Origin of the sequence: Nitrosomonas sp. HPC101, assembly GCF_009833125.1 — a bacterium.
Taxonomy (GTDB): Bacteria; Pseudomonadota; Gammaproteobacteria; order Burkholderiales; family Nitrosomonadaceae; genus Nitrosomonas.
Map to the genome: position 1 here is coordinate 1 of NZ_QRCC01000014.1, position 22,267 is coordinate 22,267.

General features: G+C 47.5%; 17 protein-coding genes and 1 tRNA gene. 11 read left to right on the forward strand and 7 right to left on the reverse strand.

Annotated elements, in window-relative coordinates:
* The 5 genes from ABO04_RS11940 to xth all read right to left on the reverse strand — a co-directional run.
* Nucleotides 1-227 (reverse strand): hypothetical protein (locus ABO04_RS11940; RefSeq protein ID WP_205012782.1); only part of this gene is annotated, 227 nt, incomplete at its 3' end.
* 314 nt (nucleotides 228-541) lie between these two features.
* On the reverse strand, nucleotides 542-1,996 hold the full coding sequence (locus ABO04_RS09935; RefSeq protein ID WP_240141516.1) for a dicarboxylate/amino acid:cation symporter: 1,455 nt from the start codon (nucleotides 1,994-1,996) through the stop codon (nucleotides 542-544).
* Between the two features lie 399 nt (nucleotides 1,997-2,395).
* Entirely contained in the window at nucleotides 2,396-2,869 is a 474-nt protein-coding gene (locus ABO04_RS09940; protein ID WP_345853514.1) for a CreA family protein, read from the reverse strand.
* A gap of 458 nt (nucleotides 2,870-3,327) precedes the next feature.
* Nucleotides 3,328-4,440 carry an alanine dehydrogenase gene (ald, locus tag ABO04_RS09945; RefSeq protein WP_160810521.1) on the reverse strand — a complete coding sequence of 371 codons (1,113 nt, stop codon included), beginning with the start codon at nucleotides 4,438-4,440 and terminating at the stop codon, nucleotides 3,328-3,330.
* Between the two features lie 152 nt (nucleotides 4,441-4,592).
* Nucleotides 4,593-5,357, reverse strand: a complete 765-nt coding sequence (gene xth / locus ABO04_RS09950; protein WP_160810522.1) for an exodeoxyribonuclease III — start codon at nucleotides 5,355-5,357, stop codon at nucleotides 4,593-4,595.
* A gap of 158 nt (nucleotides 5,358-5,515) precedes the next feature.
* Between xth and ABO04_RS09955 the strand changes: the two genes are divergently transcribed.
* Nucleotides 5,516-5,824 carry a cytochrome c gene (locus ABO04_RS09955; protein WP_160810523.1) on the forward strand — a complete coding sequence of 103 codons (309 nt, stop codon included), beginning with the start codon at nucleotides 5,516-5,518 and terminating at the stop codon, nucleotides 5,822-5,824.
* Between the two features lie 44 nt (nucleotides 5,825-5,868).
* Here the strand turns inward: ABO04_RS09955 and ABO04_RS09960 are convergent, their stop codons facing one another.
* A complete protein-coding gene (locus tag ABO04_RS09960; protein WP_160810524.1) occupies nucleotides 5,869-7,278 on the reverse strand; it encodes an MBL fold metallo-hydrolase in 1,410 nt (469 codons plus the stop codon).
* 6 nt (nucleotides 7,279-7,284) lie between these two features.
* Nucleotides 7,285-8,595 carry an adenosylmethionine--8-amino-7-oxononanoate transaminase gene (gene bioA, locus ABO04_RS09965; protein ID WP_160810525.1) on the reverse strand — a complete coding sequence of 437 codons (1,311 nt, stop codon included), beginning with the start codon at nucleotides 8,593-8,595 and terminating at the stop codon, nucleotides 7,285-7,287.
* A gap of 170 nt (nucleotides 8,596-8,765) precedes the next feature.
* Between bioA and groES the strand changes: the two genes are divergently transcribed.
* From groES to ABO04_RS10015, 10 genes are all read left to right on the forward strand, one after another.
* The gene (groES, locus tag ABO04_RS09970) at nucleotides 8,766-9,056 is read left to right on the forward strand and encodes a co-chaperone GroES (RefSeq protein ID WP_160810526.1); all 291 of its coding nucleotides are present in this window, start codon (nucleotides 8,766-8,768) and stop codon (nucleotides 9,054-9,056) included.
* 45 nt (nucleotides 9,057-9,101) lie between these two features.
* Nucleotides 9,102-10,745, forward strand: a complete 1,644-nt coding sequence (gene groL / locus ABO04_RS09975) for a chaperonin GroEL (protein WP_160810527.1) — start codon at nucleotides 9,102-9,104, stop codon at nucleotides 10,743-10,745.
* 119 nt (nucleotides 10,746-10,864) lie between these two features.
* Nucleotides 10,865-11,647, forward strand: a complete 783-nt coding sequence (locus ABO04_RS09980) for an SDR family oxidoreductase (RefSeq protein WP_240141518.1) — start codon at nucleotides 10,865-10,867, stop codon at nucleotides 11,645-11,647.
* Between the two features lie 125 nt (nucleotides 11,648-11,772).
* A tRNA-Leu gene (locus ABO04_RS09985) sits at nucleotides 11,773-11,858 on the forward strand.
* Nucleotides 11,859-11,942: 84 nt separating this feature from the next.
* Nucleotides 11,943-13,259, forward strand: coding sequence for a trigger factor (gene tig, locus ABO04_RS09990; RefSeq protein ID WP_160810528.1), 1,317 nt, complete (start codon nucleotides 11,943-11,945; stop codon nucleotides 13,257-13,259).
* A complete protein-coding gene (gene clpP, locus ABO04_RS09995; RefSeq protein WP_160810529.1) occupies nucleotides 13,243-13,887 on the forward strand; it encodes an ATP-dependent Clp endopeptidase proteolytic subunit ClpP in 645 nt (214 codons plus the stop codon). Before tig ends, clpP begins: the two co-directional genes overlap by 17 nt.
* Nucleotides 13,888-13,945: 58 nt before the next feature.
* Complete coding sequence (gene clpX, locus ABO04_RS10000; protein ID WP_160810530.1) at nucleotides 13,946-15,229, forward strand: ATP-dependent Clp protease ATP-binding subunit ClpX; 1,284 nt, start codon at nucleotides 13,946-13,948, stop codon at nucleotides 15,227-15,229.
* Nucleotides 15,230-15,334: 105 nt separating this feature from the next.
* Nucleotides 15,335-17,761: an endopeptidase La gene (lon, locus tag ABO04_RS10005; RefSeq protein WP_160810531.1), complete on the forward strand. Its 2,427-nt coding sequence runs from the start codon at nucleotides 15,335-15,337 to the stop codon at nucleotides 17,759-17,761.
* 275 nt (nucleotides 17,762-18,036) lie between these two features.
* Nucleotides 18,037-19,251: an alanine--glyoxylate aminotransferase family protein gene (locus ABO04_RS10010; RefSeq protein ID WP_160810532.1), complete on the forward strand. Its 1,215-nt coding sequence runs from the start codon at nucleotides 18,037-18,039 to the stop codon at nucleotides 19,249-19,251.
* A 561-nt stretch (nucleotides 19,252-19,812) separates the two neighbouring features.
* The gene (locus ABO04_RS10015; protein WP_160810533.1) at nucleotides 19,813-22,266 is read left to right on the forward strand and encodes an ATP-binding protein; all 2,454 of its coding nucleotides are present in this window, start codon (nucleotides 19,813-19,815) and stop codon (nucleotides 22,264-22,266) included.
* The last annotated feature ends 1 nt before the right edge of the window (nucleotide 22,267 follow it).

Genomic DNA, 22,267 nt, shown 5'->3' on the forward strand with positions numbered 1-22,267 from the left:
TCTTTTTTTTTTTTCAAGCAGAAGACGTCATACGCGTTTCGTCCGGTACCGTCGATATGTCCGCATATGTGTAACCACATAACATCATACCCGCACACAGCATGACCCCCTTTATCCACTCCCCTAATCTCATCTCTCTCCTCCACTACCTGTCGGTATTCCCAGTAATCAAAATAATAATCCGCTACCTCAAGCCCTCTCAGGTAACCAGTTATCCTCACTGCCATAATACTCAGCCGCCAAGACTACTTCCTCATCAAAACTTAGTCAAGACATGCCACTCGATGATAAACGCTTACCATCAAGCTGGCTCGACTGTAATAAGATAAACAGGCAACAGCAAAGAGCTGGCAAGCGCAGATAAAAAAGGAAGTATGCCCTTCAGCGCGATTCTGAACAAGCTAAGGAACCCCTGAAAAATGTCAGCGAGGCAAATTCAAGACGAAAGTCGGCTCACAATGCTCATTTATTACGCACAAACTCCGCTTTTCGCCGACTTTCAATGCAGAAATGACAGCGCAGGTAATTTTTCACTGGCTCTCTAAACAGGCCTTCCTGTCATCCATTTATCCACGATGACGACAGCAGTCAGATCACCGGTAACATTAATGGCCGTGCGGCACATATCGAGAATGCGATCGACACCCAGAATGATGCCGATTCCAGCAGATGGCACGCCGATGCCCGATAAAATAGTGGCCAGCACGGCAATACCGACACCCGGTGTGGCCGGTGTACCAATCGAAGCACCGACCGTAGTGCATAACAGCAGGATCATTTCTGTAAAACTCAGATCCACCTTAAATATCTGGCACAGGAAAATAGCGGCTACTGCCTGATACAGCCCAGTGCCATCCATATTGATCGTCGTACCAATAGGAATAACAAAACGACTGATATCTTCCCTGATACCGAGATTTTCTTCAGCTGCACGAATGGATAAAGGCATAACGGCAGCCGAGCTGGAAGTGGAAAAAGCCAGCAATTGCACATCCCGTATCGCGCGTAGAAATTCGAGTGGTGAATGATGACCGAAAACAGCCACGCCGAACAGATACAAGCAGAGGATGATCACAAGTCCCAGTAATACACACCCCATGTACCAACCAATCGCAGCCAGCGCATCAAAGCCCAATCGTGCCATAGCATCGACCATCAGACCGAATACAGCATAGGGTGCCAGTGCCATGGCCCAGCTGATGATCTTCATTGCCGCCACTTGTCCGAATAAGCATAAATCCTCGAACGGCTTTGTGATTTCGCGCGGGATTGTCAATGCCGCCACACCGAGAAAAATCGCACCAATTACGACTTTGAGCATATCCGTCTGCATGGCTGCTTCAATGAAATTGGAGGGGATGAGGTTGACAATGCGTTGCGGAACCGTCAGATCGTCGAATATTTTCATGCCACCGTCAACTGTCATGCCAGCCACCAGCGCATCCATACTGGTGCCGACCGCATATCCCGGCTGAATGACGAGCGCAATGGCAAGACCAATTCCTACGGCAACAAAAGAAGTGATAACGAAGTACGGCACGATGAATCCTCCCATTCGCTTCAATTGAGATGGAGAGCCGCTGGTCAGAATACCGAGCGCAATAGAGCAGACAATCAGCGGAATGACCACCATTTTGAGCATTTCCAGAAAAATGACCCCGGGCAGCGCAATCCACTCCACTGCCGTGAGCACCGTATCGTTTTCCAGCAATGCCAGACCACCAGGAGATAATGCAAGACCCGTGAGGGTGCCCAGCGCCATCCCCAGCAGAATTTTTGCCCACAAATGCTGGGCGATCAGGGCACCGATGGATTGGCTTAAAGATTGTTCACGTCGGGAAGACACCATAGACGCCAGCATATCATCGTTCTCACACGAACAGTTTTTGGAAGCAAAGGGGCCCATCGATTGCACCTTACCAGATGCATCGTATGCTGCCGCAAACTGCCCGCCCATACCTGACCATGAAGCCAGACACAAGGTCAGTGCAATCAATCCCCTGGAGATCAAACGTTATGGGCAGATGAAGCTGCTGCGCGCCAAGAGTGATCGCCACTCTGATCATGCAGTACGCTCAATATAAAACGCCTCTTTTGTGAGGAACCAGCCAATGAAGAAGTCCAAGAGCTGCACAACAGACGCGTGACTGGCCAAATGATCTGATTAATGAACAAACTCGCTGCTCAATCGTCAGCAGGCCCACGCTCACCGGGCCAGATCCGACGCTTTTGTGGAAAACAGAGAATGCAGTTCACACAGCTGCAACAACGAATTGATGCGTGTAGCGTGTAAACAGAATCTGGAAATACTGATAAAAAAGTCTTTTTCCGGATCACATAACGGTTGCAAACTATCCCTTCGATAGGCGCGAAGATAATTTATTCATAAAATGGATTAATGCCAAGGCATAACCGGAATTACGGATATACTGTTTTGTGGTGAGCCTTCAATGACGCGATCACTATAACTCAGATAGATCAACACATTCCGTTTGGCATCGTAGAATCGTACTACCTGTAATGTTTTAAACAGCAGCGAGGTGCTCTTCTTGAATACTTCATCTCCATCTGACTTACCATTTTTTATCTTCTCCGACAATACAATCGGCCCTGTCTGGCGGCAGGCAATGGAAGCCTCTGATCTGTCTTCGGCCACCCCCACCGTACCACTTATTCCACCCGTTTTTGCCCGACTCAAATAGCATGTCGCACCCGCCACCTCCGGATCATCAAACGCCTCCACCACGATTTTATCGTTGGCACCCAACAACTTGAACCGGGTTGATACACTACCGATACTTTCTGCCAGAGAGGGTAATGAATAGATACCAATAACAGCTGCCATCCAGATCAGCCCCCCGCGTTTTATCCAGCCTGACAAAGTGATCGGGCTGATTCTTCTCCTTGTATGCCGTTTCATGAAATCTCTCCTGTTTTTGACAATGACGCTATGACAATCAGGATTATAGCTTTCAGACGAATTGGTTGCGGCCGAAACTTTTGAATGATAGACAACCGATAATCAGAGGTACTATCCCTTTACCAGGGTAGTTTTTATCACTTGGTAAGCCTACGTCTTTCTATGGCAAATCTTCGATCAGGTTCAGCCCTGTAACCCACAGAAGTGGATACTCTGCATAAATCTTGCGCATCCGGGAACAGCATTGATCAGCTTTTTGCTTTTGAGAGTAGCGTCATTGGATTTTTCCACGATTGGCATAGGCATTCCTGTTATTGTACCTCTCTCAAGCGCTTCCATACAGGATGACGGAATAACATCTGGGGCATTATTCAAAGTGCTGCAGGCGGTCCTTTATGAAAACATAATCAGGCAACCAGCACATCGAGCGGAGACGTATAGGGTAAGCCGAAAACCTCGGCCACTGCTGAATGCATCACTTGGCCATGATGGATATTCAGACCATTCATCAGCGCCTGATTGTTCTGCAGGGATGCCAGCCCTCCATCTGCCAGGCAGACGACATAGCTGATAGTCTGATTGTTCAGTGCAAAGGTGCTGGTACGCGGAACCGCTCCTGGCATGTTCGTCACACAATAATGCAGCACGCCATCGACTTCAAAAACGGGATGACTGTGTGTGGTCGGCCAGGTTGTTTCCACACATCCGCCTTGATCGACCGCCACATCGACAATCACTGAACCGGCGTGCATTTTCGGCAACATTTCCCGGGTTACCAACCAGGGCGAACGTCCGCCGGGGATCAATACTGCGCCGATGACGAGATCTGCCTCGTAAACTGCCTGGCGGACGTTGACTGCATCACAATACCGAGTTTGCAATCGCCCGGAAAAACGGTCATCCAGCGCTTTTAAACGATCATGATTGATATCCAGCACTGTAACCATCGCCCCCATGCCAGTAGCAACAACCGCAGCATTGGTACCTACAACACCCGCGCCCAGAATAACCACGTTGGCGGGCGCAACGCCTGGTACGCCACCCATCAACACACCCCGGCCCCCTTGTGTTTTCAGTAGATAGGTTGCACCAATCTGCACAGCCATTCGCCCAGCCACCTCGCTCATGGGTGTCAACAATGGTAATGCGCCGGATGCCACTTGTACGGTTTCATAGGCAATTGCGCTGATACCGCTAGCGAGCAGTTTTTCTGTCAAGATTCTGTTCGAAGCCAGATGCAGATAGGCAAACAACAACAAATCTTTTCGCAGATATTGATATTCCGCCTCGGTTGGTTCTTTTACCTTGACAACCAGTTCGGCTGCCCAGGCATCCGCAGCGTGCATGACAATTGTTGCCCCGGCTTCCCGATAATCCTGATCGGAAATAAGGCTGCCGATACCCGCCCCGATCTCAACCAGAACCTGGTGTCCCCGTTCAACCAGTGTATGCACGCTGCCCGGAGTGAGCCCGACCCGGTACTCGTCCTCTTTTGTCTCTTTGGGCAATCCAATAATCATTCGCGCCTCCCCCAGGCTTGTTATCCCATCTCTACATCAAAGTTGGCTTTGTCGGCTTCACCTTGCCGCATTACTTATACTGTCTGCGGCTCGCCTTCATGTTATTTTTAATTTGGGAATGAAATCACACACAGAATTCTTATACTTGTCGCTTACGCCAGCTCCACCCATACCGGTGCATGATCTGATGGCCGCTCCAGTTTCCTGGGTGCTTTGTCCACTTGCCAGGCAGCACACCTGTCCGCTGTTTCGTGACTCAGCAAGATATGATCAATACGCAGCCCCCTGTTCCGGCGGAAGGCCATCATACGGTAATCCCACCAGGTATATATTTTTTCCGGCTGTTCGAACAAGTGAAAACTGTCTACAAATCCGGTATCCAGCAATCCGCGAAAAGCCTGTCGCTCGGCCTCACTACACAACACTTGCCCCCGCCAGGCTTCAGGATCATAAACATCACGATCTTCCGGTGCAATATTGAAATCTCCCAGCAATGCCACCCTGCCGTAGCGCGCTCGTTGCTGTTGTAGAAAAACGTTCAGCATCGACAGCCATTCCAGTTTATAGGCATATTTTTCAGAATCGACGCGCTCTCCGTTCGGCACATATACACAGATAATACGTAAATCGCCATAGGTTGCTGCAATCAGCCTTTTCTGCGGATCATCCAGGCCGGGCAAAGCTGCGCATACATCTTCCCCTGCCTCCTTACCCAACAGTGCAACGCCGTTATATGTTTTCTGGCCGGTGTAGATCGGCTGATAGCCCGTCTGTGCAATGGCATCCAGCGGAAAAAATTCATCCTGCAGTTTGGTTTCCTGCAGACAGAGGACATCCGGCTGGTTAACGTTCAGCCAGTCGATTACCTGCTGCAATCGGACTTTAAGCGAATTCACATTCCAGGTAGCGATTTTCATGATCCAGTCCGTAGTAATGGAAGGGGAGTATTTTCGGCTACTACAGAGCAACCGGGCTAAAAATGGTATTTTACAAGCACACCACATGAGCTTGCAGCAATGATTCAATCAGGGCGGATAGCAGCTATAATAACGGCCCTTGTCAAATGGAGAGAAAAATGAACGAAACGATCGGATTATTGGTGATTTCTGCAGCAATCGGACTGACGGGATGTGCGAAGACTGATACTTACACCCCGGCAGAAACTGCCAGTGGCGAAGATATTTTTTTCGCCAGCTGCACCAAATGTCACAAACCGGAAACAAACGGTAACGTCATGCTCCTGAGTGCCAAGATGAATACCAAGGAAGCAATTATCGAGAAAGTCCAAAAAGGCGGCATGACGATGACTGCTTTCCCGAATATTACGGGTGAACCGGCACAACGTCTGGCGGAATTTATTCTGGAAAACAGTAAAACCAAATAATCGACCGCTGCGGATGCTGATTCTACTTTCAGCCGGAGATAGAATCAGCCCAGTCGCTCAGAAGCCATGCGCCGAGGAATACTCACAGGCCACTGCAGCTGTTCTCGGATTGCATGGGCAAAAGCCTCAGCGTTACCTGGTTCGCCATGAACAATAAAAGTTTTTTGCGGGGGGCGGCTGAATCCTCTTAGCCAGTCAAGCAGGTTTTCTTGGTCTGCATGAGCAGAAAGCCCGCCAACTGTATGAATAGATGCACGCACAGGGATTTGTTCACCCAAAATACGAACATTTCTGACACCATCCACCAGCCTGCGCCCCAACGTGCCTGCCGCCTGAAAACCGGTGAATAATATGCTGCATTCCGGTCTGGGCAAATTATACTTCAGGTGATATTTGATGCGTCCAGCCTCACACATGCCACTGGCAGAAATAACAACTGCACCGGATTTCATATAATTGAGTCGGATTGAATCCTCAACTTCCCGTACGAAATGAATCCGCAGGTTTTTGTTATGCTGGCTGTGCCAGTTCATGATGTCGATTGTTTCCCTATCAAATAATTCCCTATGCCTGAGCGTGATTTCTGTAGCTGCCAGTGCCATGGGTGAATCCACGTAAATATCCATCGCTCCCAAGCGCCCCTGACATTGCAGATCTGCCAGCAGAAATAACAAATCCTGAGTACGCCCGACGGCAAAAGCCGGCACGATAATATTGCCGCGTTTATGGATCAGCGTTTGACAGATAATTTCCACCATCTCATCGCGCGTGTCTTGCATACTGCGATGACAGCGGTTGCCATAAGTAGATTCAATCAGCAGATAATCAGCCTCTTTGATAAATACTGGATCGCGTACGATGGGATGACCTGGCTGTCCCAGATCGCCCGAGAAAACAATTTTTTTCTGCCTGGTACCGGATTTCAGCCAAACCTCGATAACGGCTGATCCAATAATATGCCCGGCATCACGGAAACGACACTGCACCGATAGGTGTGGCTGGCACATTTCATCGTAATCAATACCTCGCATTTGCTTGAGAAACGTTTCCGCCTGGGTAACAGTGTAAAGCGGTACACTTTCATAACGCAGCGAACGTTTCTTATTACGTAACGCCGTTTTTGCATGCCACTCCGCTTCTTTTTCCTGAATGTGAGCACTGTCTCTCAACATGATTGAAAGCAGATCTGCCGTGGCTCGAGTCATGTAGACGGATCCTCTGAACCCAAGCACGCTCAGGCGCGGCAATAACCCGGAATGATCCACATGGGCATGGGTCAGCAAAACAAAATCGATTGATTCCGGATTGAAGTCGATTGCAGCAAAATTTTTACGACCTGCATCCCGCCCGCCCTGGAACATGCCGCAATCCACCAGGAAGCGCACATCCTTCGTTTCAATCAAGTAGCATGATCCCGTTACTTCCCCTGCCCCGCCCAGAAAGGTAATCTGCATAACTGCTTACAGCTCATTGAGAATGCGCAGAATGCCTTGGGTCATCAGTTCCATTTCCTCCTCATTAATGATATATGGCGGCATGATGTAGACCGTGTTTCCCAAAGGGCGTATCAAAAGCTGCCGCTCCAGCCCCTTTTGCGCAAAGCGATGTGTAAAACCTGGCCGAGGGTCAGCCACTTCAAACGCCCAGATCATGCCGCAGTTGCGAAAATCTCTGACATCCGGATGTTCCCGGACAGGCTGCAAACACTGATTCAGAAAGTCAGCTTTTTTACGATTTGTTTCGATCACATGATCCTGCTCCAGGATATCAAGTGCAGCCAGTGCTGCCCGACAGGCAAGAATATTACCGGAATGAGAATGGGAATGGAGAAAGGCCTGACTGGTTTCATCACGATAAAATGCACGATAGATCGTGTCATTAGTCATCACCACCGACAAGGGTAAATAGCCTCCACTCAATCCTTTGGCAAGACACATGAAATCTGGCGTAATGGCAGCCTGCTCACACGCAAACAGAGTACCGGTCCGACCGAATCCAACAGCAATTTCATCCGCGATTAAATGTATCTGGTAGGTATCACAAATTTCCCGTGCACGTTGCAAATAGACCGGGTGGTACATGCCCATCCCACCTGCTCCCTGAATAAGCGGCTCCAGAATCAGGGCCGCTATACTGACATGATGCTCCGCAAGATAACTCTCCAGTGCGGCGGCAGCCTGCAACGCATGGATTTCCGGCGTTGTTCCTGCTTCAGCAAAGCGCCAGTCAGGCGTGGGAACCGGATGCGCAGGACGTAACAACGGCGCATAAATCTGTCTGAAAAGCGGGACATCCGTGACTGACAATGCTCCCAGGGTTTCTCCATGGTAACCATTTTGCAGACTGATGAATTGGGTCTTATTGGAGAAACCGCTTTGCTGCCAGTAGTGAAAACTCATTTTGAGCGCGATCTCATTGGCTGACGCACCATCACTGGCATAAAAGCAATGACTCAGATCGCCTGGCGTTATCGCACTCAATCGTTCTGACAGTCTCGCTACAGGCTCATGAACCAGTCCGGCCAGCATAACATGCTCCAGCTTACCCAATTGATCAATAATTGCAGCATTGATGCGGGGGTTACAATGTCCGAACAAATTGACCCACCAGGAGCTGATGGTATCCAGGTAGCGCTTGCCATCCGCGCCATACAACCACACACCCTCCCCCCTAGTAATGCATACAGGCGGAAACACTTCGTGATGCTTCATCTGGGTACAGGGATGCCAGACAGCCTGGTAGCTGTGTAAAGAGATATTTTTATCGTTCACTGTCTTGAAATTCCTTATGATAGCCTCTATTATTAGCACTCAACCGCATTGAGTGCTAATAACGGGTTGTCGTGAGGCTTAAAGCGCGTTGATAAGACTTGCTTAGCCAGATTCAAATTATTATTGATGGACTTTTTATTTTTTTCTAACCATTGTAGGAGAAAAGGACTATGAATATTCGCCCTTTGCATGATCGTGTAATTGTTAAACGACTGGAAGAAGAACGCAAGACTGCATCCGGCATTGTCATTCCTGATACCGCTGCAGAAAAACCGGATCAAGGTGAGATCATCGCCGTAGGTAAGGGAAAGATTGGCGAAGACGGTAAAGTCCGTGCGCTGGAAGTCAAGACCGGCGACAAAGTACTCTTCGGCAAATATGCCGGCCAGGCTGTAAAAATCAAGGGCGAAGAGTTCCTGGTCATGCGTGAAGAAGACATCATGGGTGTGATTGAAGGTTAATACTAATAGATCGTTGAATAACCAACTGAAATCAGGAGAAAAGATATGGCAGCTAAAGAAGTAAGATTTGGAGATGCAGCGCGCAGCGCCGTAATCGCTGGTGTAAATGTACTGGCAGATGCAGTCAAGGTGACCCTCGGCCCCAAAGGCCGTAATGTTGTACTGGAACGCTCGTACGGCGCCCCAACCATTACCAAGGATGGCGTGTCGGTTGCAAAGGAAATTGAACTGAAAGACAAGTTCGAAAACATGGGCGCCCAAATGGTCAAAGAGGTTGCCAGCAAAACCTCGGATACTGCTGGAGATGGCACGACGACTGCAACCGTTCTGGCGCAAGCTATCGTCAAAGAAGGCATGCGCTACGTCGCCGCCGGAATGAATCCAATGGATCTGAAGCGCGGAATTGAAAAGGCAGTGACTGTTGCGGTAGAAGAATTAAGAAAATTGTCCAAGCCTTGCTCCACCAGCAAGGAAATTGCTCAGGTTGGCAGCATTTCCGCCAACTCCGACACTGAAATCGGCAAAATCATTGCAGAAGCAATGGATAAAGTCGGCAAGGAAGGTGTCATTACCGTTGAAGATGGTTCCGGCCTGGAGAATGAACTGGATGTCGTGGAAGGCATGCAGTTTGATCGCGGCTATCTCTCTCCCTATTTTGTCAGCAGCGCTGAAAAACAGATTGCAGCACTTGAAAGTCCGTTCATTCTGTTGCATGACAAAAAAATATCCAATATTCGTGATCTGTTGCCAATACTGGAGCAAGTGGCAAAAGCCGGCAAACCTCTGCTGATCATTGCTGAGGACGTTGATGGTGAAGCGCTGGCCACGCTGGTGGTCAACAATATTCGCGGCATTCTCAAAACCTGTGCAGTCAAGGCACCTGGTTTCGGTGATCGTCGCAAGGCCATGTTGGAAGATATTGCGATCCTGACGGGTGGTACCGTTATTGCTGAAGAAGTCGGATTATCCCTGGAAAAAACCAGACTGGAAGATCTCGGTCAGGCCAAGCGCATTGAAGTCGGCAAGGAAAATACCACCATTATTGATGGTGCTGGTGATACCAAAACCATTGAAGCGCGCGTTACACAGATCCGCAAGCAAATTGAAGAAGCAAGCAGCGACTATGATCGCGAGAAGCTTCAGGAACGCGTGGCCAAGCTGGCAGGAGGAGTGGCCCTGATCAAGGTGGGCGCTGCCACCGAAGTGGAAATGAAGGAAAAGAAAGCCCGCGTTGAAGATGCTTTTCATGCAACACGCGCTGCGGTTGAGGAAGGTATTATCCCCGGGGGTGGCGTCGCCCTGCTGCGTACAATTGATGCTGTGAGCAAGACCAAAGGTGAAAACCACGATCAGGACTCCGGCATCAAGATCGTTCTGCGTGCACTGGAAGAACCGCTGCGTCAGATCGTAACCAATTGCGGTGACGAAGCTTCCGTGGTCGTCAATAAAGTCAAAGAAGGTCAAGGTAACTTTGGTTACAATGCCGCAACAGGTGAATATGGCGATCTGGTAGCCATGGGTGTACTGGATCCGACCAAAGTAACTCGCTCCGCACTGCAGAATGCTTCATCAGTTGCAGGATTGATTCTGACGACGGATGCAATGGTTGCGGAGCTTCCCAAAGAAGATGCACCCGGAGCAGGTGCTGGTATGGGCGGCATGGGCGGTATGGGCGGTATGGACATGTAATCGATCCGAATCAGTCTATCTGTTAACAATAACAAGCCACAACGGATCGGAATGCAAAAACCGGACGTTGTGGTTTTTGATTTTCATCGATCGTGCCGAAATAACCATAGTGGAATACTTTGAAAACTTATTCGGATAACCGGAATTTGCTTGCGGATCGGGTGATCCTAGTCACAGGTGCAGGACAGGGCATTGGGCGCACAGCAGCACTCACTTTCGCTGAGTATGGCGCCACAGTCATCCTGCATGGGCGTAAAGCTGGAAAACTTGAGCGGGTGTATGATGAAATCGAAGCACTTGGCAAGGCATCAGCCATCATTTTGCCATTCGATTTCGAGCAGGTTACTGAAGCTGACATTACGAAGCTGACTGAGGCGATTCACTCCCAAATCGGCCAACTGGATGGCATTTTGCACAATGTCGCTTGGATCAACGGCCCAATGCCGCTTGAGTTCCATACGCTTGAGCACTGGCAAACCACTCTACAGGTCAATCTTCTCATACCTGCACTGCTGACTCGCGCCTGTTTTCCATTACTCAAGGCCGCTTCTGATGCCAGCGTGATTATGACAGGAGATACTCACGGACAGGTACCCGCAGCTTACTGGGGTGCTTTTGCAGTAGCAAAGGCCGGTATAAGTGCACTGGTCAGGATTCAGGCCGAAGAATGGGAGATTTATCCCAATTTGCGCATTAACGCGCTGATTCCTGGTGCCGTAGACACGCCACAACGGACAAAAACCCACCCAGGAAACAATAATCGCTTGCTACCCAAACCGGAAGATCTGATGGAAACCTACCTCTTTTTGATGGGGCCAAATAGTCGTGGAGTAACTGGAAAAACTTTCAATTGCCAGAAGGAATCACTGCACAATGGACAGGAAATCTGTCCTGACAGTTAGAAGAGAGTATAATCTGGTCATAAAAGGGTGTGGTGTGATTCGCTGCAAAACAAGCTGCGCCATGGCTGTGTAAGCAAAAATTGTTTTAGGAATTCTGATCCTGTTGCCTTTTGAACGACCGGCGCGCGAAAGTGGCGGAATTGGTAGACGCACCAGATTTAGGTTCTGGCGCCGATGAGGTGTGGGGGTTCGAGTCCCCCCTTTCGCACCACAGGAGCAAGAAATATTCAGATCACTCCGGCAAGATCATACCATTTGATTAATCGAAATGTTACGTATCCGCTCAGGGAAATAGATGCAAATACAAGGGAAAGTCTCCAATCCACTGGAACGCAATATTGAACTTTCTGTTTCACGGGAAAAAGTTGAAGCCGAAGTGGGCCAACGCCTGAAGCGCCTGGCTCCAAAAATCAAGATTCAAGGATTTCGTCCAGGCAAGGTTCCAATAAAGATCGTGGCCCAGCAATATGGCCATCAGGTTGAGCATGAAGTTCTGGGAGAATTGTTGCAACAACAGTTTAGCGAGCGTATCAGTCAAGAAAACTATCGTATTGCTGGTGTTCCAAACTTTGAATCTCGAAATTCCGGAACAGATAATTCAAGCTATGAATTCCATGCAACCTTTGAAACCTATCCTGATATCGAGCTAGGTGATTTAAGTTCGATTACGATAAACAAGCCCGTTTTACAAATCGGTGATGCGGAAATCCAGAAAACACTGGACATTTTACGCAAACAGAGGACAAGCTATACGTCAGTAGATCGTTTGGCACAAACAGGTGACCGGGTCAACATCCATTACCAGGGATCTCTGGATGGAAAGAATTTCGCTGGCGGCCAGGCAAAGGACTTCAACGTCATTCTTGGGGAGGGGCGTCTTCTGGAAGATTTCGAGGCATCGATCCTGGGTATGGGTACAGGACAGGAAAAAACGTTTGACATGATTTTTCCTGAAGACTACTCAGGCAAGGAGGTCGCTGGAAAGAAAGTAGTCTTTACAATCCAGCTCAATCGCGTTGAAGCCCCCGAATTACCGAATATTGACAGTGAATTCGCTAAGTTACTGGGTGTTGAGGATGGCAACATCGAAAAAATGCATTCGGAAATCAAAGCCAATCTTCAGCGTGAAACTACCCAGCGCATCCGGGCGAAACTCAAGGAACAAGTCATGCAATCCCTGCTGGACAAGGTTTCAGTACAGGTTCCAAGGACTCTGGTTCAGCAAGAGGCAGATCGGTTGATTGAAGAAATACAAAGCACCCGGGCAGCACGTGGTCTTCATAAAGACCCGAGTCTGCAAAGAGATGCCTTTCTGGAAAAGGCTGAACAACGTGTCAGGCTGGGACTTGTTTTATCCAAACTGATTGAAGAACATGAGCTGGGTGTAAAACCCGAGCAAATCAAAAGTTTTATTGAGGAACATGCCCAAAGTTATGAGAACCCCGAACAGGTTGTCAAGTGGCACTACACCTCTCCTGAACGGCTCAAGGAAATAGAGCCGCTTGTCTTGGAGGATAACGCCGTATCATGGATACTGGACAAAGCCAATATCGTTGATCAAAATGTTACCTTTGATGAATTAATGGGTTATTCACATGCAACCAATGCTTGATTGGGAGAAAAACGAATTGAATACGACAGGCTTGGGCCTGATTCCTATGGTAATCGAGTCCAGCGGTCGAGGAGAGCGCGCCTACGACATTTATTCCAGGTTGCTCAAAGAAAGAATCATTTTTCTGGTGGGCCCGGTTACAGAAACATCTGCCAACCTGGTAATAGCACAGCTTTTGTTTTTAGAGTCTGAAAATTCAGAAAAAGATATTTCCTTATATATCAATTCTCCCGGCGGGCTTGTCACAGCAGGACTGGCTGTATACGACACGATGCAATTCATTAAACCGGATGTCAGCACACTTTGTATAGGTCAAGCTGCCAGCATGGGTGCCTTGCTGCTTACTGCAGGTGCCAAGGATAAGCGCTATTGTCTGCCTAATTCACGCGTCATGATTCACCAGCCGCTGGGAGGATTTCAGGGACAAGCATCCGACATAGAAATACACGCCAAGGAAATCCTGGCGTTGAAAGGACGTTTAAATGAAATTCTGGCAAAACATACCAGTCAGACGATCAAGACCATTGAGAAGGATACTGATCGTGACAATTTTCTAGGTGCAGAAGCTGCAGTCAAATATGGTTTGGTGGATGCAGTGTTAACGAGCAGAAAAGTGAAACAGGAGTAATATAAATTGCTCTTGCTGAACAAGAGCAGTATTCGTATGACGATTGTGGGGTGGGATAATGTCTGAAAAAACAAATGACGAAAAACTTTTGTATTGTTCTTTTTGCGGAAAAAGTCAGCGAGAGGTCAGGAAGTTAATCGCCGGACCATCTGTATTCATTTGCGATGAGTGTATCGATCTTTGTAATGACATCATTCGTGAAGAAATTCAGGTTGATGAAACTGCCAAGTTATCTAAAACAAGCTTGCCAACCCCACATGAAATTTGTGAAACCCTGGATCAATATGTCATCGGACAGGAATCCGCGAAAAAAATACTGTCTGTCGCTGTTTACAACCACTACAAACGATTAAGAAATCTATCAAAAATTAATAATGGTAGCGATGATATTGAGCTTGCCAAAAGCAACATACTACTGATAGGACCGACCGGATCCGGCAAGACTTTACTGGCGCAGACACTGGCAAGATTGCTGGATGTCCCGTTCGTTATTGCCGATGCAACAACACTAACGGAAGCAGGATATGTTGGTGAAGATGTAGAAAACATTATTCAGAAGCTGCTGCAGGCAAGTAACCACGATGTTGAAAAAGCTCAGCGCGGAATTGTGTACATCGACGAAATAGATAAAATCTCGCGTAAATCAGACAATCCCTCCATCACCCGGGATGTCTCGGGAGAAGGTGTACAGCAGGCACTACTCAAACTAATTGAGGGCACAACCGCTCTGGTACCTCCTCAAGGTGGGCGCAAACATCCCAACCAGGAATTTATCCAGATTGATACCACAAATATACTGTTCATTTGCGGCGGAGCATTTGATGGTATTGACAAAATCATACGTGCACGCTCTGAAAAAAGTGGCATAGGCTTTGGCGCAGATGTCATCAATCAGAACGATCGCAAGGAACTGAACAAGATACTGAATGACATTGAGCCGGAAGATTTAATTAAATACGGTCTGATTCCAGAGTTTATCGGACGCTTACCGGTTGTGGCAACACTACGTGAATTGAACGAGGCAGCGTTGATTCAAATTCTGGTCGAACCCAAGAATGCGTTGGTTAAACAATACGGCAAACTATTCAGTATGGAAGGGGGCGTTGAACTGGAGTTCCGCGAGCAGGCGCTTGTAGCAATTGCCAGGAAGGCACTTGCACGAAAAACCGGAGCACGAGGATTACGTTCCATCCTTGAAGAAACACTGTTGGATATTATGTATGATTTGCCTTCAATTGAGAACGTCTCCAAAGTAGTGATTGAAAGCAACTCCACCAATGATGATCTTCAACCCATCATAATTTATGCCGAAAAACCCAAATTGGCCAGAGGTTTGAAATAAGTACAAGTTCTTTTAAAGGTTTGCTTCTTAGGGCATTATGAGTATCTGTTTTCAACAGTGTTACCATACCTTTGCACCCCATGTTTTCTGCAGGATACAAATGATATGACATCGGATACTCTCGAAACTAAAGAATCAAACGAGTTAGATTTACCTTTGCTCCCGCTACGTGACGTAGTGGTCTTTCCACATATGGTTATTCCGCTGTTTGTGGGGCGACCCAAATCCATCAAAGCTTTAGAAGCTGCGACAGAAGCTGGAAAAAACATTCTGTTAGTCGCTCAAAAATCAGCCACTAAAGATGATCCTTCTCCTCAGGATCTTTACAAGGTCTGTTGTGTTTCAAGCATTTTGCAAATGCTGAAACTCCCCGACGGAACAGTCAAGGTGCTGGTGGAAGGAAGCTATCGAGCAGAGATCGAATGTTTTAATGACTCCGAAACCTCCTTTTCAGGCAAAGCTGTTTCAGTTGAGATCAATGAAATTGATACATCAGAAATTGAGGCATTGCGGCGTGCACTGCTTTCTCAATTTGATCAATACGTCAAATTAAATAAAAAAATTCCATCAGAAATTCTCGCTTCCCTGACAGGAATTGATGAAGCAGGGCGATTGGCTGATACGATCGCCGCCTATCTTCCCTTGAGATTGGAACAAAAACAGGAAATTCTGGAAATTTTTGAAATTCAGCCTCGCTTAGAACGCCTGCTCGGGCTACTGGAAGCCGAGCTGGATATCCTTCAGGTGGAAAAGCGAATTCGTGGCAGAGTAAAGCGCCAGATGGAAAAAAGCCAGCGAGATTACTATCTGAATGAACAGGTCAAGGCCATTCAGAAAGAATTGGGGGAAGGGGAAGATGGTACCGATCTTGAAGAGATTGAAAGAAAAATAAAACTGGCTTCCCTGCCTAGAGAAGCATTGGCCAAGGCAGAATCCGAGCTGAAAAAACTGCGTTTGATGTCTCCTATGTCTGCTGAGGCAACAGTTGTACGCAATTATATTGATACACTGGTAGCACTACCTTGGAAACAGAAAACCAAAATCAGTAAAGAATTAAAAACTGCTGAATCGATCCTGGATGAAGATCATTACGGCCTGGAAAAGGTAAAGGAAAGAATTGTTGAATACCTCGCGGTACAACAACGAGTTGCAAAATCCAAGGCGCCTATTCTGTGCCTCGTCGGCCCACCTGGAGTAGGCAAAACTTCGCTGGGTCGATCCATTGCCCGCGCTACAAACCGTAAATTTGTTCGCATGTCTCTTGGAGGCATGCGCGATGAAGCCGAAATCCGTGGACACCGTCGAACTTACATAGGCTCCATGCCCGGCAAAATTCTACAAAGCATAACAAAAGTCGGTGTCAAAAACCCACTGTTTTTACTGGATGAAGTTGATAAAATGGGGATGGATTTCCGCGGCGATCCCTCTTCTGCTTTGCTCGAAGTACTTGACCCAGAGCAAAATAACACATTTGTTGATCACTATATCGAAGTGGAATATGATCTGTCGGATGTCATGTTTGTCGCTACAGCAAACACACTGAACATTCCTCCCGCACTTCTTGACCGAATGGAAGTCATCCGACTTTCAGGTTATACCGAAGACGAGAAACTGAATATTGCAAAACGATATCTTCTGCCCAAGCAAATGAAAGATCACGGTTTAAGTGAAGGCGAGTTATCCATTTCCGAATCTGCATTGCGCGACATTGTTCGTTACTACACCCGAGAAGCGGGAGTACGTTCGATGGAAAGAGAAATATCCAAGATTTGCAGAAAAGTTGTCAAAACCTTGCTGGTCAAAAAGAACGAGAAAAAAACCATTATCAACTCCCGCAACCTTGATAAATATCTTGGTGTGCGTCGCTACTCTTATGGTATGGCCGATGAAAAAAATCAGGTTGGACAAGTCACAGGATTGGCCTGGACGGAGGTGGGTGGAGAGTTATTGAGGATCGAAGCAGTGGTACTGCCAGGTAAGGGGAAAACGATTACAACCGGCAAACTGGGTGAAGTCATGCAAGAATCTATTCAGGCAGCCCTGTCTGTTGTTCGGAGCCGCTCGATAGTGTTAGGGATATCAGATGATTTTTACCTGAAAAATGATATTCATATTCACCTGCCAGAAGGCGCCACACCTAAAGACGGACCAAGCGCAGGTATTGGTATCTGTCTGGCAATGGTTTCTGCTCTGACCGGAGTTCCTGTGCGGGCATCCGTTGCGATGACCGGGGAAATTACACTTAGAGGCGAAATACTTCCAATCGGTGGGCTCAAAGAAAAGCTTCTGGCTGCTCATCGCGGTGGGATAGGCACGGTTCTGATCCCGGAAGATAATGTCAAGGATTTGAGTGAAATCCCTGGAAACATCAAAAGCAAGTTGGATATCCAGCCTGTAAAATGGATCGACCAGGTATTGGAAATTGCTTTGGAATATAAACCTGATGCGATACCGCCATCGGCAATCATTGGACAAGTCATTGCGTCCACATCTGAAGATAGCGTTACGAGAGCCCCTTCAATCAAACACTGATAGCGTGTTTCTTTTAACAAGCTATTAAAGCTACCTTCCACGGACAGGCAATAGTAAATTTCACGATCGCTTGATAAAATCCCTGCTTGATTTGAGTACGCTCTGCGCTTTCGCTCAGTCTCGCCTTGCATTGTTCTCTTGATCGAAATCTCGAACAGATCCCAAGGAAGATGCTGTTTATCCCGATTCGGGGTCAAAAATAGAAAATAAAAACGCAAAAATAGAAACCGGATTCAAAAAACAATATTTTTTACTCACACTTACTAGGAATATCCATGACCACTAACAGCTTTCGTCCAGAAAAAAAAATAACCACATTTTATCCGCCTCAACGTACTCTGCTGGGCCCGGGACCATCCGATACACACTCGCGCGTCTTATCTGCCATGGCTCGCCCGACATTGGGTCACCTTGACCCGGTTTTCACCGAAATGATGGAAGAATTGAAAGGTTTGCTACGGTATGTATTCCAGACAACCAATTTACTGACTTTCCCCGTTTCCGGGCCAGGTTCGGTTGGAATGGAAATGTGTTTTGTTAACATGATTGTGCCCGGAGACAAAGTTGTTGTTTGCAGGAATGGTGTCTTTGGCGGACGGATGATTGAAAATGTTGAACGCTGTGGCGGAATTCCCTTAGCGGTAGAAGATAAATGGGGAGATCCGGTTGATCCTCAAAAAGTGGAAGATATGCTGAAGAAAAATCCAGATACCAAGATTGTGGCATTCGTACATGCCGAAACTTCTACGGGAGTTCAATCAGATGCCAAGACTATCGGCCAGATAGCAAGAAAGCATGATTGTCTGACAATTATGGATACAGTCACGTCACTGGGTGGAACACCGGTTTATATGGACGGATGGGATATTGATGCTATTTATTCCGGTAGCCAGAAATGCTTGTCCTGTCCCCCAGGATTATCTCCTGTCAGTTTTTCAGAAAGAGTAGTAGATCTGGTCAGAAATCGTACGGAAAAAGTACACAGTTGGTTCATGGATATCAGTTTACTACTCGGCTATTGGGGGGCTTCCCGTACCTATCATCACACTGCGCCAACCAACTCTCTATACGCTCTGCATGAATCATTGGTGATCTTGTACGAAGAAGGGCTGGAGCGTTCCTGGGCGCGGCATCATCGTAATCATAAAGCACTAAAAGCCGGTCTGGAAACTCTGGGTATCGGATATGTCGTGGATGAAGCATATCGTCTGCCACAACTGAATTCTGTGCATGTCCCAGCAGGTGTAGATGAAAAAGAAGTGCGTCGCAAACTCCTGGCTGATTACAATCTGGAAATCGGTGCCGGTTTAGGGGATTTTGCCGGAAAAATCTGGCGTATCGGTCTGATGGGTAACTCAAGTAAGCTGGAAAATGTCATATTCTGTCTGGATGCACTGGAACATGTGCTGGCCGATCTGGGCATGAAAGTCAATAAGGGCGCGGCATCATCTGCCGCACACCAATATTACGCAAACAATCCCGCTGTATAGGTAGACAGATAGCTGATCCAACAGTCTACTGGATCCGGGGACATTTACCCGGATCCAGCGAAAGATAAACTCCAATAATTCATTCGAGTATGAGACAGTTTGATTGCTTGAGAGAAGTCCATAGACACCAGGCAAGCATCGGGTGTCATTTAATGGATTATTTGGGATAACCGTTTTGTTCGCGTTTGCTCCATCTCCAGCCATCAGATTTTTCGATGAAAACAAGCCGGTGTGTCACCATTCATTGTTGCAAAGCATTTTTCATGCACTTCATATCATCCCGCTGTCGGTGTACTTGTTGACATAATGTCAGGAATACGCCTGATGATCATCATCCACATTTCAAAGTTTTCTTTGACAGTATATAAAATATTACCCCAGCGCCATGAGATGACTGAGTTATAACACACTTGGGCAACACTGCTGACATCGATAAAAACCTCGAAATACTGTCCACTTATCCTGCCTAAAGCACGTTATTTTTATCTGTTTCCGGTATCGAACAATATTGAGCATGCCGGATAATTTTCAAATTACTTCCAATCCTCAAGAATCGAAGACATGCCAATAACCCGATTAGAGCCGGGTGCACTCAGTTTAACGATTGATCCCGGCTCTCTGGAATTCCCGGATACATCTGCTCTGATTAATCAGCCACTTGACTGGATCGGTCAGGAGCGTGCCAGACAGGCAGCTTATTTCGGGCTCGAAATGGAGCACCTGGACTATAACCTGTTTGTATTGGGAGAAACGGGCAGTGGCAGATCATCCCTGCTGCGGCAGGCGATGACGGAAGTTGCCGCAGGCAAGCCGGTACCACCTGATCTATGCTATGTACACAATTTCGATGTACCAGAACGCCCTCTGGCATTACGCTTACCCGCAGGTAAAGGCGACTGGTTACGACAGCAACTTGCAGCATCCATGAGTTACTTACTGCAGGAAATACCCGAGCGCCTGAACGGAGATGATTTCAAGGCAGAGACGGAAGGTATCGAAAATCGTTTCAAACTGGAAGAAGGCAGTCATTTTGAAAAGCTGAATACATATGCAGAAGCATTGAGATTTGCGATTCGGCGTGAATCAGGCCAGCTGGTTTTTACGCTTTTAAATGAGTCCGGAAAACCATTGACAGAAGAAGAAATTTTAACGCTGCCAAGAGATCAGAGAGCGATCCTCGAACAGGATGAACAAACACTACGCAATGAAATTACATCTTATCTCCAGAAAATTCGCATCCTTGAACAAAAACGTGATGAAGAGCTCACTGCATTCTGCCGGAATTGGATCGAACCGCTGCTGAATCAGGCGCTGGATATTCTATCGGACAAGTCAGATCAATCTTTTGTGGATCATGCCCGGATTAAACAGTACTTGAACGGAATCAAGCACGATATTCTCGAAAACCTGGATATATTCCAATTAAACAACATCAGTGAAGAAAAAAACCCAGAAGCACTAAAGGAACTATTCAATCGCTACCGGATAAACATTGTTGTAGACAACCGGAATGCAACCAGCGCGCCCGTTGTAATCGATGACAATCCATCATTCAAATCCATGATTGGCAGCATCAGCTACCAGTCCGTTGAAGGGATGCTGGTTACAGATTTCATGCGTATCCGTGCAGGCAGCTTACTGAAGGCCCATGGCGGCTTCCTGATGCTGCATCTGGATGATCTGCTGACAGATGCTTATTTGTGGGAAAAAACTTGTCGTTTTCTGCGTAACCACATATTGCAAATCGAAGAATCCTGGACAGCAAATGCAGTAACGCCAGTCATACCCATTGAACCTGAATCTGTAAAAATTGATGTCAGAATCATTCTGATCGGCTCGCGGGAGCAATATTATGCAATTCAGGAAGAAAATCCGGAACTGGCACGTAGATTTCGAGTAAAAGTTGATTTTGCAGCCTCATTCCTGGCCAGTGCACAAGCCTATCGTATGCTGTCTGTTTTTATATCCCATCTTTGTCAGCATGCTTGCCTGCCCCATTTTTCGCAGAAAGCAGTCGTCCGCGTGCTGCAAACCTGCCACCGAACCGCTGAAGATCAGAAACGATTAAGCGCAAACTTCAGCCACACAGAAATGCTGGTTATAGAAAGCGCCCTGCAATGCAAGGCGCGCGGAGGCATTGTTGTTGAAGAGAGCGATGTTACAACTGCCCGCCAAGCCCGAACACTGCGACATAATTACCCGGATCAATGTGCACAGGAGGCTATTGCTGATGGAGATGTAGTCATTTCCGTATATGGTGAAAAAATCGGGCAGATCAACGGCTTGAGTCTGATTGAGCTGGGAGATCACAGCTTCGGTATTCCTGCACGCATCACTGCGCACACCTTTGCCGGAGAAGACGGCCTGCTCAATATTGAGCGTGAGGTCGGTATGTCTGGACCGATTCACGATAAAGGCGTATTTATCCTGCAGAATTTTCTATCTGCCCTGTTTCATCACAATGCACCACTCGCACTCAACGCATCCATCGTATTCGAACAGGAATATTATGGCGTGGAAGGTGATTCCGCCTCGTGTGCAGAGTTGTACGCGCTGCTTTCGGCCTTATCAGGATTGCCGTTCAGACAGAGTATCGCGGTCACGGGTGCGATCAATCAATTCGGTGAAATGCTTCCGGTGGGAGGCATCAACGAAAAAATCGAGGGGTTTTTCAGGGTTTGTGAAACCGCCGGCCTGGATGGTACCCAAGGTGTGCTGATCCCGAATCGTAATTGTCGCCACCTGATACTGAATGATAGCGTGATCGATGCGGTATCCAAAGGAATGTTCCACATTTACGCTATCGACTACATGTATGATGGGCTGGAGTTATTATCCGGTTTTGCTGCCGGAATCAGTAATGATGTCGGACCGCACGAGATTATCAATTACTCGCAGGATACAGTTCTGGGTCATGCACAAAAGACGTTGCGCGCTTACCGCATGGCTTGCCATCAGCAACCGCAGCGCACAAAAATATCCTCTAAACGACCAAGTGAACAATCGGACAGATAGT

Bases quoted from the DNA above. Each gene is read 5' to 3' on its own strand.
- xth (WP_160810522.1), bottom strand. From the start codon at position 5,357: ATGAAAATCGCTACCTGGAATGTGAATTCGCTTAAAGTCCGATTGCAG.
- tig (WP_160810528.1), top strand. From the start codon at position 11,943: ATGCAAATACAAGGGAAAGTCTCCAATCCACTGGAACGCAATATTGAA.
- ald (WP_160810521.1), bottom strand. From the start codon at position 4,440: ATGATTATTGGATTGCCCAAAGAGACAAAAGAGGACGAGTACCGGGTC.
- ABO04_RS10010 (WP_160810532.1), top strand. From the start codon at position 18,037: ATGACCACTAACAGCTTTCGTCCAGAAAAAAAAATAACCACATTTTAT.
- ABO04_RS09955 (WP_160810523.1), top strand. From the start codon at position 5,516: ATGAACGAAACGATCGGATTATTGGTGATTTCTGCAGCAATCGGACTG.
- groES (WP_160810526.1), top strand. From the start codon at position 8,766: ATGAATATTCGCCCTTTGCATGATCGTGTAATTGTTAAACGACTGGAA.
- ABO04_RS09960 (WP_160810524.1), bottom strand. From the start codon at position 7,278: ATGCAGATTACCTTTCTGGGCGGGGCAGGGGAAGTAACGGGATCATGC.
- groL (WP_160810527.1), top strand. From the start codon at position 9,102: ATGGCAGCTAAAGAAGTAAGATTTGGAGATGCAGCGCGCAGCGCCGTA.
- ABO04_RS10015 (WP_160810533.1), top strand. From the start codon at position 19,813: ATGCCAATAACCCGATTAGAGCCGGGTGCACTCAGTTTAACGATTGAT.
- clpX (WP_160810530.1), top strand. From the start codon at position 13,946: ATGTCTGAAAAAACAAATGACGAAAAACTTTTGTATTGTTCTTTTTGC.
- lon (WP_160810531.1), top strand. From the start codon at position 15,335: ATGACATCGGATACTCTCGAAACTAAAGAATCAAACGAGTTAGATTTA.
- clpP (WP_160810529.1), top strand. From the start codon at position 13,243: ATGCAACCAATGCTTGATTGGGAGAAAAACGAATTGAATACGACAGGC.